Below are 11861 nucleotides of genomic sequence, written 5' to 3' on the forward strand. Positions count from 1 at the left end.
TCCTTGTGCAGCGCCGGGCCATGCCCGGCATGTAGGTCGATCAGTACGCCGCAGTGATGATCTGCTTCGGGTAGGCATGCGCCTCGAGTTCCGCCACGAAGGCAGCGCCATAGTCGGCGTAGCTGATGCGGCTGTGGCCGCTGGCGTCGGCGAGGAAGGCCTTGGCCTGCACGCGGTACTGGCCACGCTCTTCGCCCGGTCCGATTTCCGCGGCCGGCGAGAAGAACGTCCAGTCGAGGTCGTCTACCGCCTGCAGGCGCTTGAGTGCTTCGCGGTGGGCCAGGGCATAAGGCTTGTACGCCTCCGGGAAATCCGGCGTATCGACCAGCTGGACACCCGGTGCCACTTCCAGGCTGCCGGCACCGCCGACCACGACCAGGCGCGGCACCCCGGCCTTGCGTGCCGCGGCTGCCAGCTGTCCGGCCACTTCGCCGACGCGGCTGATGTCATCGCCCGGACGTGGCCCGTAGGCGCTGGCCAGCACGTCGTGGCCGGCGATGGCCGCGGCCAGCGCGTCGGGATCATCCAGCGCGGCGATCACCGGATGGGCACCGGCCAGCTCCGCCGGCAGGTCCTGCGTGCTGCGCACGATCAGGGTCAATTCGTGGCCGGCGGCCAGCGCGTGGCGCGCGATCTGGCGGCCGATGTTGCCGGTGGCACCGACGAGGGCGATTTTCATGGCGAACTCCGTAAGCAAGGGGAGGGGGAAGACGACGGGGCCACTGTAGGACGCTGTAATTGTCCGAAAAACAGCGTATAACGCGCTTGTTTGTTGCATGGATCGAGCAGATGGATCGACTGACCGCCATGACCGTATTCATCGAGGTGGCCGAGCGCGGCAGCCTCACGGCCGCCGCTGAGGTGCTGGACATGTCGCGGGCGATGGTCACCCGTTACCTCGCCGAGGTGGAGGCCTGGCTGGGGGCGCGCCTGCTGCACCGGACCACGCGCCGGGTCAGCCTGACCGGCCCGGGGGAGGCGGCGCTGGCGCGCTTCCGGCAGATGCTGGAGATCGGCGAGGCGCTGCAGGGCGAACTGGCCAGCGACGATCCCGAACCGCATGGCACGCTGCGGGTGACCGCCAGCGTCTCGTTCGGGCAGAGCCATCTGGCGCGCGCCGTCGCCGACTTCGTCAAGCGTCATCCGGCGGCGCGCATCGAACTGCTGCTGGTCGATCGCACGGTGAATCTGGTCGAGGAGCGGGTGGATCTGGCGGTACGCATCGCCCGGCAGATCGACCCCAGCCTGATCGCGCGGCGGCTGGCCACATGCCGCTCGGTGCTGTGCGCCACGCCCGGTTACCTGGAGGTGCGCGGCACGCCGACCGCCCCGGAACATCTGGCCGCACACAACTGCCTGACCCATCACTACGTGGGCAAGAGCCTGTGGCACCTGCACCGCGACGGACGTTCGCAGTCGGTGGCGGTGGGCGGCAACATCAGCGCCAACGAAGCGTCATTGCTGCTGGAAGCCGTTCGCGCCAGCGCGGGCATCGCGATGCTGCCCACCTACCAGGTGGCGCCGTTGCTGCGCAGTGGCGAGCTGGTGGAACTGCTGCCGGCGTATACCCTGGACGAGCTGGGCATTCATGCGGTGTACGCATCGCGTCGCCAGCAGTCGGCGATCATGCGGCGGTTCCTCGACTTCCTGGGCGAGTGCTTCGCCAGCCCGGCCTTCCAGGACCTGGACTGGCGACCGGCGCGTGTGGAACCTGCATGACATCCCGGTGCGATGCGCACACGGCATACAATGAGCAGCCCCACGTCGTACAGGTGCGTTGCGTGTCGTATCCCTATCCGCTGGTCGTGTTCGACCTCGATGGCACGCTGGTCGACAGCGCCGCCGATATCGCCGAAGCCCTGAACCGCACGCTGGAGGACATCGGCCTGGCCCGTGTGCCGGAAGCCACCGTGCTGGGCTGGATTGGCGACGGTGTCCGCCGGTTGGTCGAGCAGGCCGTGCATGCCGCAGGGCGGCAGGTCGATCTGGCCGAGGTCATGCCGGTGTTCATGGTGCATTACCGTGAGTGCCTGCTGCGCAGCCCACGCCTGTTCGACGGTGTGGCCGAAGCACTGGCGCAGCTGCGGGAACGTGCTGTGCCGCTGGCCATCTGCACCAACAAGCCTGCAGCGCTGGTGCCGCCGCTGCTGCAGCATCTGGGCATCGGCGATGCGTTCGCGCTGGTGCTGGGCGGCGATTCGCTGCCACAGCGCAAGCCCAGCGGTGAACCACTGCGGCACATCGCGGCACACTTCGGCGTGCCGGTGAATGCATGCCTGATGGTGGGTGATTCGTTGACCGACTACCGCGCGGCGGAAGACGCGGGAATGCCGATCGTGCTGGTGCGCTACGGTTATCCGCGTGGCCTGGACCTGGCCACCGCAGCTGCGGTGGCGGTGATCGACGATCTGCGCGAACTGCCGGGCCTGGCCGCGCGCATCCGGGTATAGCGCCGGGCCTGCGCCCGGCGCGCCTGCTCATTTCGGCTGGTAGCGCACGCTCAGCTGATACTCGCGGCCCGGCTGGTTGAACCACGCCACGGTCTCGTACCTGCGGTCGAACACATTGGTTGCCCGGGCCAGCAGCGACCACGATGGCGTGAGCGCGTACTCGGCGCGCAGATCCAACGTGCCATAGCCGCCGACCTTCACCGTGTTGGCGGCATCGTCATAGCGCTTGCCCGCACCCTGTACGGTCAGGCCGGCACGGAATGCGCCGAAGCGGCGATCCACATCCAGCCGTGCCGTCTGCTGTGCACGGCGCGGCAGCCAGTTGTCGAACTGGCTGCTGCCGTTCGTGCGGTTGCGCGGGTCGGTGTAGCTCAGCTGTGCAGCGATGTCGAAGCCGGCCAGCACGACGCTGCCGGTCAGTTCGGCACCGCGGATGCGCGCCTTCTCCACCTGCTGCATCCTGAAGGTGGCTGCATCGTAGGTGATCAGGTCATCGATGCGGGTCTCGTACACATCCAGGCCCCAGCGCCAGCCCTGGCCCTGCTGCGAAATGCCCAGGTTGGCGCTCTTCGACTTCTCAGGATCCAGTGTCGGCACGCCGCTCCACGGGTCATACAGGTCGCTGAAGGTGGGTGCCTTGAAGGCCGTGCCGTAGCTGGCGTTGATGCGCAGGCCGTGATCCAGCTCCATCGCCCAGCCGATGCTGCCGGTGGCATGGTTGCCGAACTGCTGGTTGTCGTCGTTGCGCGCGCTGGCCTGCAACTGGTGCCGGCCGAAGCGCCCCTGGTACTGCACGAACACACCGGTGTTGCGACGGCTGTCGACACGATAGCCGGCACTGCTGCCGTCCAGGTTGTCCTCACTCCAGTCCACACCGGCACTCAGCAGCTGGCCTTCGGCCACGCCGAAGTCGCCCTGCAGCGACGCGCTGTCACGATGCGTCTGCGCGCTGCCATGCACGCCGTCCGCGCCGACGTTGTCCGATTCGTTGTCACTGCGACCGACGTTGGCGGTCAGCACCAGCCGTTCGGCCGGCGTGTAGCGGACCTTGCCGGACAGTACCTGCTGGCGCGTCTCGGAGTAGTTGTAGTAGCCGTCGTAGTGGTTCTGGCCGTCGGCGCGCAGCGCGGTGCCCTCCACCGTCCACTGCTCGTTGAAGTTGTAGCCGCCGCGCAGGCTCTTGGAGAGGTTGCGGTAGCCGTCGCGGTCGGGTTCGTCGGCGAAGCAGCCGGTGAACAGCGTGGCCGAGCCCCGGCAGGCATCGATGCCATCGGAATGCTGGTAGGCGATGTCGGCGCCGAACCAGCCGCGTTCGCTGCTGCCACCGATGCCGCCGCTGGCCTCACGCAGGCCATTGCTGCCACCGCCCAGCTGCAGATGTGGCGCGAAGTCGCCCTGGTTGCGGCGGGTGAAGATCTGGATCACACCGCCGATGGCGTCGGCGCCATACAGGCTGGACTGCGGGCCGCGCACGATCTCCACGCGTTCGATCTGCGCCAGCGGCAGGTCCTGGATCATCGCCAGGCCGAGATCGGCGCTGTTGATGCGCACGCCGTCGACCAGCACCACCGTGTGGCCGGAGTTGGTGCCGCGCAGGAACAGCGAGCTCTGCTTGCCCAGGCCGCCGGCGTTGGTGAGGTTGATGCCGGCGCGGCCACGCAGCAGGTCCTGCAGCGAAGTGGCCTGGCTGGACTCGATCTGCGTCCGGTCGATCACCTGCGCAGGCGCGATGCTGTCCTGCAGGGCGATGGGGGTGCGGGTGGCCGTGACCAGGATGGGATCGAGCGCGCGGGCGCCATCATCGGCCTGGGCCAACGCGGGCAGGGCGGCCAATACGGCCAGGGAAAGCAATCGGGACTGCAGCTTCATCGGGGGACTCCAGGTGCCACGCACGCCCGCGTGGCGAAGGGGAGGAGCCGCGGAGGCAGGCAAGCGCCGATGCCGCAGGCAGTGCTGCGGACATCCAGCGCCATGCCCACCGCATCGCGACCTGAGGCTTCCGGGCCGGTCTCCGGGCTTGCCGCCAGGCGGCGCGAGGCCACCGTCCAGGCGCCTTCCCATGCTGTTGGCACAGTGGCGGTATTGCCTGGAACTGACGTGCTTACCGTTGCGGGGGCAGCGCCGGCATGGCGTGGGTTCACGCGTCACCGGCTTCCCGTTTCAACCTGCCGGCCATGCCGCAGGTCACCTGGAAGTGCGCGCAGTCTACGGCATCGGCATGCCCGGTGCGGCGCATATGCGGCAATGTCTGTGGAGCTGATGATCCCCAGCCACTAGAATTGCTGCTTGATCCCGTGGTGCCGTTGCCGATGTCCGCCCGTTTTCCGCTGTCCCCGCGTTGCCTGCACAGGACGCATGCATGATCCTCGACCTGGTCCGCCACGCCGGCAACGGTCGCGACGAGTACCTCGATGGCCGCAGCGATCCACCGCAGCTGGCCCGCCTGCCACAGGAACTGGTGGAGGCCTACGCCACGCAGCCCTGGGAGCGGGTGATCAGCTCGCCCCGCCTGCGGTCACTGCACACAGCGATGGCGCTGGCCACCCCGCGCGGGCTGGACGTGGATGCGGACGAGGAGTGGGAAGAACTCGACTTCGGCGACTGGGACGGGCAGGCACTGTTCGACCTGCCGGAGCAGGCGCTGGCGGCATTCCATGCTGATCCGCATGCGTATCCGCCGCCCAACGGCGAAAGCTGGGGGCACTTCGAGCGGCGCATCGCGCGTGCGCTCGACCGCCTGCTCGACGATGACGACCCGCTGCCGACCGTCGTGGTCAGCCACGGTGGCCCGCTGCGCATGGTGCTGTCACAGGTCTGCGGCCTGCCGATGTCGCTGTGCTGGGCGCTGCGCATCGACCACGGTACGCGCCTGCGGGTCAGGCTGGAGCGTGGCGAGGCAGGCCTGGTGGGCGAGCTGCTGGAGTTGCAGCAGCCCTGATCCGGCCGGCCCCGATCAGTCCTCGTCGGCGCTTCCGGCCACGTTCTCTTCTGCGTCGTCGTCTGCGTCGAATCGCTGCTCGTGCACCGGCCCCGAGGCCGGGCCGGCCGCCTTCAGCGGGTGCGCGGCGATGCGCGCTTCGTAGTCCTGCACCAGCGCCTCGCGCTGCGGCTCGCTCAGTTCCTGCCAATGGCAGTCCAGCAGGGCGCCTTCCAGCGAGTAGAGCAGGTTCAGGCTGGGCTTGAAGCCGGCGCGCTTGACCTTGACGAAGGCACCCACCGCGCCGACGGCGGCCAGATCGTCACGGCTGCGCAGACCGACCTGGCGCAGCCACGCCGCACTTTTCGGACCGATGTTGCGCAGCTTCGGCGCACTCATCCCAGCGCCTCGACGAAGACGCGCGCGATAGCTTCCAGTCCGGCCTGGTCATCGGCATCGAAGCGACCGGTCTTCGGGCTGTCAATGTCGAAGACTCCGATCAGTTCATCGCCGCGCAGCAGCGGAACGACCAGTTCCGAGCGGGAGGCCGAGTCGCAGGCGATGTGGCCCGGAAAGGCATCGACATCGTCGACGCGCTGGGTCACGCGCTGGCGGGCCGCGGCACCACACACGCCCTTGTCCAGCGGGATGCGCACGCAGGCCGGCAGCCCCTGGAACGGGCCGACCACCAGCTCCTGGCCATCGTAGAGATAGAAACCCACCCAGTTCAGGTCGGGCAGGGCGTGGAAGACCAGCGCCGAGAGATTGGCCGCGTTGGCGATGCGGTCGGACTCTCCATGGACCAGGCCACGGGCCTGTTCAAGCAACTGGGCGTATTGTTCCGGCTTGCTGCCGGTAAGCGAGGCATTGGCGAACATGACCGCAGTCTAGCAAGCGTGCCGGGCCAGCGATAATGCACGCTCTGTTGCCCCGCTGGAGCCTTTGATGCCGTTGCCCGCTGCCCTGCCATCCGCGCTGTTCGTCACCGGCACCGATACCGAGATCGGCAAGACGGCGGCCAGCACCGCGCTGCTGCACGCCCTGCGCCGGCGTGGCCTGCGGGCGGTCGGAATGAAGCCTGTGGCCAGTGGCAGCCAGGATCTGGGGCAGGGCCTGCGCAACGAGGATGCGCTGGCGCTGCAGGCGGCCAGTCGGCCGGTGCCGGACTACGTCGACGTGAATCCCTATGCCCTGCGGCAGCCGATCGCCCCCGAACTGGCGGCGGCCGAGGACGGGGTGGACATCGCCCTGGCACCGATCGTCGCCGCGTTCGAACGCCTGCGTGCCACCGCCGACGTGGTGGTGGTGGAAGGCGTAGGGGGATGGCTGGCGCCGGTCTCCGCCCACCTGGACCAGCTCGACATCGTGCGGGCACTGCACCTGCCGGTCGTGCTGGTGGTCGGCCTGCGGCTGGGCTGCGTCAACCACGCGAGATTGACCGCGCACTCCTTGCAGGCCAGCGGCGTGGAGTGCCTGGGCTGGATCGGCAATCACATCGATCCGGCCATGCAGCGCCAGGACGAGAACGTGGCCACCCTGGTGCAGCGGTTGCCGATGCCATGCTGGGGACGGCTGCCGCACCTGCCGGGCGCCGATGCTCAGGCCCTGGCGATGCACCTGCATGAGGGCTGAGTTCCCGTAGAGCGGAGCCTGCGACCCGCTGCGATCAACCGGCCGCGAGCTCCCGCGCGAGGGCGCCCAGGCGCTCCACGGCAGCGATGAAACGTGCGTCGAAGGTCTGGCAGCACGACAGCCGCAGGCAGTGCCGGTAGCGCGGACCGCGCGAATACACCTGGCCGGGCATGAACACGATGCCCTCTTCCAGCGCCCGCTCGAACAGTGCGCGGGTGTCTACGCCCGGCAGTTCCAGCCACAGCAGGAAGCCACCCTGTGGTTCCGTGGCGCGTGTGCCAGGCGGGAAATGCTCGGCCACGAGCTGGCGCAGCCGTCCCACCTGCTCGCGATACAGGCGCCGCATGCGGTGCAGGTGATGTTCGTATCCGCTCCCTTCCAGGTACGCGGCCACGGCATCACCCAGCAGCTGCGGCTCGCCGCCCGTGGACTGGAACTTCAGCAGGGCGATGCGTTCAGCGAAGCGCCCGCCGTCGAGCCAGCCGATGCGATAGTCCGGGGCCAGCGTCTTCGAGAAACCGCCGACCACCATCACCCAGCCGTCGCGGTCAAAGGCCTTCAGCAGCGGCGCAGGTGGCTCGCAGAACTGCAGTTCCGCGTACACGGCATCCTCGATCAGCGGCAGCTGCCGCGCGTTGACCAGCTCGGCCAGACGCTGCTTGGCCGCCACCGGCATGGTGCAGCCCAATGGATTGTGCACGGTCGGCATCAGCACCAGCGCGGCCAGCGGTGTGTGCTCCAGCATCGCCTCCAACGCATCGACGTCCAGGCCCTGTTGCGGATGCGTCGGCAGTTCGATGGCCTGCAGGCCCAGGTTGGCCAGCAGCGGATACAGGTTGAAGTACGACGGTGCTTCGATACCCACTGAATCGCCGGGCTGGGTCACCGCACGCAGTGCCAGCTGCAGCGCCTCCATCGCACCGTGGGTCAGCAGCAGGCGATCGCTGTGCGTGTGCAGGCCCATGCGCGGGCCGCGCCGCACGATCTGCGCCAGCAGCCGCGGCGAGCCATTGGGGCGTGCGTAGGTTTCGACCGTCTGCTGGCCGTGGCGCAATACCTGGGCGGTGTGCCGGGCCAGCTGGGCGCCAGGATAGAACTGGCGCCCGCGTGGCCCGGCGAAGGCGAGGTCGATCACCCCGGAACGGCGTTGCGCCTCCAGCACGCGTGCCATCAGCACCTGCTGCAACGGCGCGGTGGGGGCCGACGGCGCATCGCGCAGCGACCGTTGCGGCACTGACAGTCGCGGCGCCACTTCGAAACCTGCCTTTGGCCGCGGAACCACCAGGCCGGCGTCTTCCAGCTGGCGGTAGGCGGCGATCACCGTATTGAGGCTGAGCTGACGCTGTGCTGCCATCTGCCGCAGCGATGGCAGGCGGCTGCCGACCGGCAGGCGCCCTCCCTGGATGGCCTCGGCCAGCTCATCGGACAGCCGCTGGTAGCGAGGAGCGGACGCGCTGCTGCGTTGATCTGTATCCATCGGTTCCGGCCGCATCTGGTGCTGTACCCATGAGGATTCCGAGCCTAGCATGTCCTCGTCGGCAGGGCCTGATCGGTGCCCGCCGATATTTCAAGGGCGCGCGGCTGGATGGCCGCGCGCCCCTTTTTTTGCATGGGCTGGCGCACCATGCAGTCAACGCATCGGCACCAGCACCGGATCCCGGCGATAAAGGGCAGGGAATTGCCTGCCCAGTGCCGCCAGCTTCGGAGCGTCGTAGTAGCGGATGTAGGCCGCCTGCGGATAGTTGCTCATGTAGTTCTGGTGGTAGCTCTCTGCCGGATAGAAGCGCTGGCCGCTCCCCACCTGGGTGACGATGGGCGCGCGATAGCTTCCGGCCTGGCCCAGCTGGGTGATGTAGGCACGGCTGGCCGCCTGCTGGCGGGGATCATCGACGAAGATCGCCGAGCGGTACTGGCTGCCATGGTCCGGGCCTTGCCGGTCGAGCTGGGTCGGGTCATGCACCACCGAGAAGAACACCTGCATCAGCTGGCCGTAGCTCACCTGGCGCGGGTCGTAGTCGACCTTCACCGCCTCGGCGTGGCCGGTGCGCCCGCTGCTGACACGCTCATAGCGCGCATCCGCCGCGCTGCCGCCGACGTAGCCCGAGACTGCGTTGCTCACGCCCTTGACGTGCTGGAACACGCCCTGCACGCCCCAGAAGCAGCCGCCGGCAAACACTACGCTGGCGTGCGTGCCGTCATCGCGGAATGCGGCTTCACCGGTGGGCGCAGGCAACACCTGCACCTGTGCGCTGCGCTCGAGCGGCGCGGCGATGGCACCGTGATCAACCAGCAGTACCCCGGCAATCAGTGCGGTAGCGACCAGCCCGGCAATGCCGGCGGCGATCCCCTGTTCGAATGAAATCTTCATCGTGTCCTCCCGGATCAACCGAAGGTGAAGGCGTAGGCCTGGGCGCCGGCATCGAGGAATTCGATCTCGAAGCGGTGTGGCGCGACGGCGCCGCGCTGGCGCACCAGCTGGTACAGACGGTGTTCGTCGATCACGCCGCTGCCATCGCTGCCAACGTCGCTGCCGGCGTCGGCCGCGGGCAACGGCCGACCATCCAGCCAGACGCGGAAGCGCACCGGCGTGCCGTCCTGGCGTGGCGCGAGCACCAGATGCAGATCGCGGGCATGGAACTGGAAGGCGATGCGTCCTCCGGGCTGCTGCAGCCGTGCCGCCTCGTCGTCGATGATCCAGCGGCCGGACAGGCCCCACTGGTTCAGCGCCAGCGCGGGTGGCAGCGCGTAGTCGAATGCCGTGTCCGCACGTTGCCCGCCTGGCGAGGCGAACTGCTCGGCGCGCGCATGCCCCAGGTAGGTCTCCGGCGAGCGCAGGTTGCCCATGTCCGCCTGCGCGGCCACGCCCTTCAGGTCCGCTGCGGCCGGATCGGCCGGCGGTGGCAGCCGGGTCTGGCCGGCTTCGGCCAGCAGGCGGCGGATCACCTGCTCCGAACGCGCATAGTTGCCTTCGCCGAACTGATGGCCGCGGATGTTTCCCTGCGCATCGACGAAGTAGTGGGCGGGCCAGTAGCGGTTGTTGAACGCACGCCAGATCGCGTACTGGTTGTCCAGCGCGACGGGATAGTCGACCTTCAACTGCTGCACGGCCTTCATGACGTTGCGCGGGTCGCGTTCGAAGGCGAACTCGGGGGTGTGCACGCCGATCACCACCAGGCCGTGATCGCGGTAGCGCCGCTGCCACTCGTGCACGAACGGCATCGCACGCAGGCAGTTGATGCAGGAATAGGTCCAGAAGTCGATCAGCACCACCTTGCCGCGCAGTTGGGCGGCGTCCAGCGGTGGGCTGTTGAGCCAGCCGGTGGCGCCGTCCAGGGCGGGCAGCGTGCCTTCCACCGGCAGCGGTGCCTCGCTGCCTGCAGTGGCCGGGCCCATCATCATCATCGGTGGAGCGGAAGGCTGCGCGCCGGGTACCGCATCGAGCAGGCCCTGCTCGATACGCGCGGTGCTGACGGTGGACAGCCGGGTCAGCAGGCCGGTGTCCCAGCCCAGGGCAATGGCCACGACCGCCAGCAGCGCAGCGACGCCGAGCACGCGGCGGAGCAGATTGCCCAGCCCCAGCCGTGCCTGCAGGGCGCGGAACACCCGGCCGCCGATCCAGACCGCCAATGCCAGCGCGGTGACCGCACCCAGCGCGTAGGCAAGCAGCAGCGTACTGGTGCTGGCGCTGGCGCCATGCAGCGCAGCCCCGGTCAGTACCAGGCCAAGGATCGGGCCCGCGCACGGCGCCCACAGCAGGCCGGTGGCGATGCCGATCAGCAGCGACGTCCAGGCACCGCCGCGCCCGGCGGCATCGGCAGCGTCCGCGCGTGCGCTCAACCGCGCGCCGACACGCTGCAACGGCGCCAGCAGATGGTCTGCCAGTGCGGGCCACAGCAACGCCACCGCGAACAGCGCCATCAGCAGCAGGGCGATCCAGCGACCGATCTGGTTGGCCTGCGCCACCCACTGGCTGCCGACTGCCGCCAGGCTGGCGACGAGGGTAAAGGTCAGCGCCATGCCCAGCAGCAGCGGCAGGGTGCTGCGCAGGAACGGGCGGTCAGCACGCGCGAATACGAACGGCAGCACCGGCAGGATGCAGGGGCTGAGCAGGGTCAGCACACCGCCAAGATAGGCAAGCAGCAACAGCAGCATCATCGGGCTCCAGAAGCAGGGGACGATCCCACCGGCACGCGCCAGCCCGCATCGCTGTCATGCGCGGCAGGTCCGGGCTGGAAGGCCAGCGCCGCGCCGTTCATGCAGTAGCGCAGGCCGGTAGGGCGTGGGCCGTCGTTGAAGACATGGCCCAGATGGCCGCCGCAGCGGCGGCAATGCACTTCCACCCGCAGCATGCCAAAGGTGACGTCGCGGTCCTCACCGATAGCGTTGTGCAACGGTGCCCAGAAGCTGGGCCAGCCAGTACCGCTCTCGAACTTGGTGGACGAAGAGAACAGCGGCAGCGCACAGCCGGCACAGGTGAACGTGCCTTGCCGGTGTTCCTTGTTGAGCGGGCTGCTCCAAGGGCGTTCGGTCGCCTGCTGGCGCAGCACTGCGTACTGGGCGGGGGTCAGCCGCTGGCGCCAGTCAGCATCACTGCGCATGATCTCGAACTGTCGCGCAGGGCGCGTTTCTGCTGCCGCTGGCGCGGCGCGGCTGCAGGCCCCGAGACCGAGCAGGCCGGCGGTGGTGGCGATACCGCCCAGACCCAGCAGATGGCGGCGGGTGAGGGGCATGGCGGACTCCGGGAAGGGGCGACGGGGCCATGCTGCGCCTGCTCCGGTCAACGAATCCTCACGCAGGATTCAATTTTTCGTGAGGTATCGGCGGCGATCCCGCGCCACAATGCGCTCAGCCTCCCCCCTGGC

General features: G+C 68.7%; 12 protein-coding genes and 1 riboswitch. Of the genes, 4 read left to right on the forward strand and 8 right to left on the reverse strand.

The annotated features are described in order from the left end of the window. Window positions 1-40: 40 nt before the first annotated feature. Window positions 41-679 (reverse strand): NAD(P)-dependent oxidoreductase, encoded by a 639-nt coding sequence (locus N8888_RS02200; protein ID WP_065175377.1) that lies wholly within the window; start codon window positions 677-679, stop codon window positions 41-43. Between the two features lie 110 nt (window positions 680-789). Here N8888_RS02200 and N8888_RS02205 point away from each other — a divergent pair, with 110 nt between their 5' ends. Further along, complete coding sequence (locus N8888_RS02205) at window positions 790-1719, forward strand: LysR family transcriptional regulator (RefSeq protein ID WP_065175376.1); 930 nt, start codon at window positions 790-792, stop codon at window positions 1717-1719. 62 nt (window positions 1720-1781) lie between these two features. Further along, window positions 1782-2450, forward strand: a complete 669-nt coding sequence (gene gph / locus N8888_RS02210; RefSeq protein WP_263177220.1) for a phosphoglycolate phosphatase — start codon at window positions 1782-1784, stop codon at window positions 2448-2450. 27 nt (window positions 2451-2477) lie between these two features. Here the strand turns inward: gph and btuB are convergent, their stop codons facing one another. Beyond that, window positions 2478-4319, reverse strand: a complete 1842-nt coding sequence (gene btuB, locus N8888_RS02215; protein WP_263177222.1) for a TonB-dependent vitamin B12 receptor — start codon at window positions 4317-4319, stop codon at window positions 2478-2480. A gap of 116 nt (window positions 4320-4435) precedes the next feature. Further along, a riboswitch (cobalamin riboswitch) is annotated at window positions 4436-4657 on the reverse strand. Window positions 4658-4809: 152 nt separating this feature from the next. Here btuB and N8888_RS02220 point away from each other — a divergent pair. After that, a complete protein-coding gene (locus N8888_RS02220) occupies window positions 4810-5388 on the forward strand; it encodes a histidine phosphatase family protein (RefSeq protein WP_065175373.1) in 579 nt (192 codons plus the stop codon). A 15-nt stretch (window positions 5389-5403) separates the two neighbouring features. Here N8888_RS02220 and N8888_RS02225 read toward each other — a convergent pair whose 3' ends face one another. Together N8888_RS02225 and N8888_RS02230 are read right to left on the reverse strand one after the other, a co-directional pair. Beyond that, window positions 5404-5766, reverse strand: coding sequence for a TfoX/Sxy family protein (locus N8888_RS02225; RefSeq protein WP_180875786.1), 363 nt, complete (start codon window positions 5764-5766; stop codon window positions 5404-5406). Beyond that, entirely contained in the window at window positions 5763-6245 is a 483-nt protein-coding gene (locus tag N8888_RS02230) for a free L-methionine (R)-S-oxide reductase MsrC (protein ID WP_053518280.1), read from the reverse strand. The genes N8888_RS02225 and N8888_RS02230 overlap by 4 nt, the downstream gene beginning before the upstream one ends. A 67-nt stretch (window positions 6246-6312) precedes the next feature. Here N8888_RS02230 and bioD point away from each other — a divergent pair, with 67 nt between their 5' ends. Then, window positions 6313-6999 (forward strand): dethiobiotin synthase, encoded by a 687-nt coding sequence (gene bioD / locus N8888_RS02235; protein WP_263177225.1) that lies wholly within the window; start codon window positions 6313-6315, stop codon window positions 6997-6999. A 34-nt stretch (window positions 7000-7033) separates the two neighbouring features. On the opposite strand, the gene N8888_RS02240 is transcribed toward bioD, so the two are convergent. From N8888_RS02240 to msrB, 4 genes are all read right to left on the reverse strand, one after another. Then, window positions 7034-8476 carry an aminotransferase-like domain-containing protein gene (locus tag N8888_RS02240; RefSeq protein WP_164150978.1) on the reverse strand — a complete coding sequence of 481 codons (1443 nt, stop codon included), beginning with the start codon at window positions 8474-8476 and terminating at the stop codon, window positions 7034-7036. 153 nt (window positions 8477-8629) lie between these two features. Continuing rightward, window positions 8630-9367, reverse strand: coding sequence for a peptide-methionine (S)-S-oxide reductase MsrA (gene msrA / locus N8888_RS02245; protein ID WP_053518286.1), 738 nt, complete (start codon window positions 9365-9367; stop codon window positions 8630-8632). Window positions 9368-9381: 14 nt separating this feature from the next. Continuing rightward, window positions 9382-11151, reverse strand: coding sequence for a cytochrome c biogenesis protein DipZ (locus tag N8888_RS02250; RefSeq protein WP_053518288.1), 1770 nt, complete (start codon window positions 11149-11151; stop codon window positions 9382-9384). Next, window positions 11151-11729, reverse strand: a complete 579-nt coding sequence (gene msrB / locus N8888_RS02255) for a peptide-methionine (R)-S-oxide reductase MsrB (RefSeq protein WP_053518289.1) — start codon at window positions 11727-11729, stop codon at window positions 11151-11153. Before msrB ends, N8888_RS02250 begins: the two co-directional genes overlap by 1 nt. Window positions 11730-11861: the final 132 nt, after the last annotated feature.

This window comes from Stenotrophomonas maltophilia, assembly GCF_025642255.1.
Taxonomy (GTDB): domain Bacteria; phylum Pseudomonadota; class Gammaproteobacteria; order Xanthomonadales; family Xanthomonadaceae; genus Stenotrophomonas; species Stenotrophomonas maltophilia_P.

Excerpts from the sequence above, each read along its gene's own strand:
- N8888_RS02200 (WP_065175377.1), bottom strand. The coding sequence starts at position 679 with ATGAAAATCGCCCTCGTCGGTGCCACCGGCAACATCGGCCGCCAGATC.
- N8888_RS02250 (WP_053518288.1), bottom strand. The coding sequence starts at position 11,151 with ATGCTGCTGTTGCTGCTTGCCTATCTTGGCGGTGTGCTGACCCTGCTC.
- btuB (WP_263177222.1), bottom strand. The coding sequence starts at position 4,319 with ATGAAGCTGCAGTCCCGATTGCTTTCCCTGGCCGTATTGGCCGCCCTG.
- N8888_RS02240 (WP_164150978.1), bottom strand. The coding sequence starts at position 8,476 with ATGGATACAGATCAACGCAGCAGCGCGTCCGCTCCTCGCTACCAGCGG.
- msrA (WP_053518286.1), bottom strand. The coding sequence starts at position 9,367 with ATGAAGATTTCATTCGAACAGGGGATCGCCGCCGGCATTGCCGGGCTG.
- msrB (WP_053518289.1), bottom strand. The coding sequence starts at position 11,729 with ATGCCCCTCACCCGCCGCCATCTGCTGGGTCTGGGCGGTATCGCCACC.
- N8888_RS02230 (WP_053518280.1), bottom strand. The coding sequence starts at position 6,245 with ATGTTCGCCAATGCCTCGCTTACCGGCAGCAAGCCGGAACAATACGCC.
- N8888_RS02220 (WP_065175373.1), top strand. The coding sequence starts at position 4,810 with ATGATCCTCGACCTGGTCCGCCACGCCGGCAACGGTCGCGACGAGTAC.
- bioD (WP_263177225.1), top strand. The coding sequence starts at position 6,313 with ATGCCGTTGCCCGCTGCCCTGCCATCCGCGCTGTTCGTCACCGGCACC.
- N8888_RS02205 (WP_065175376.1), top strand. The coding sequence starts at position 790 with ATGGATCGACTGACCGCCATGACCGTATTCATCGAGGTGGCCGAGCGC.
- N8888_RS02225 (WP_180875786.1), bottom strand. The coding sequence starts at position 5,766 with ATGAGTGCGCCGAAGCTGCGCAACATCGGTCCGAAAAGTGCGGCGTGG.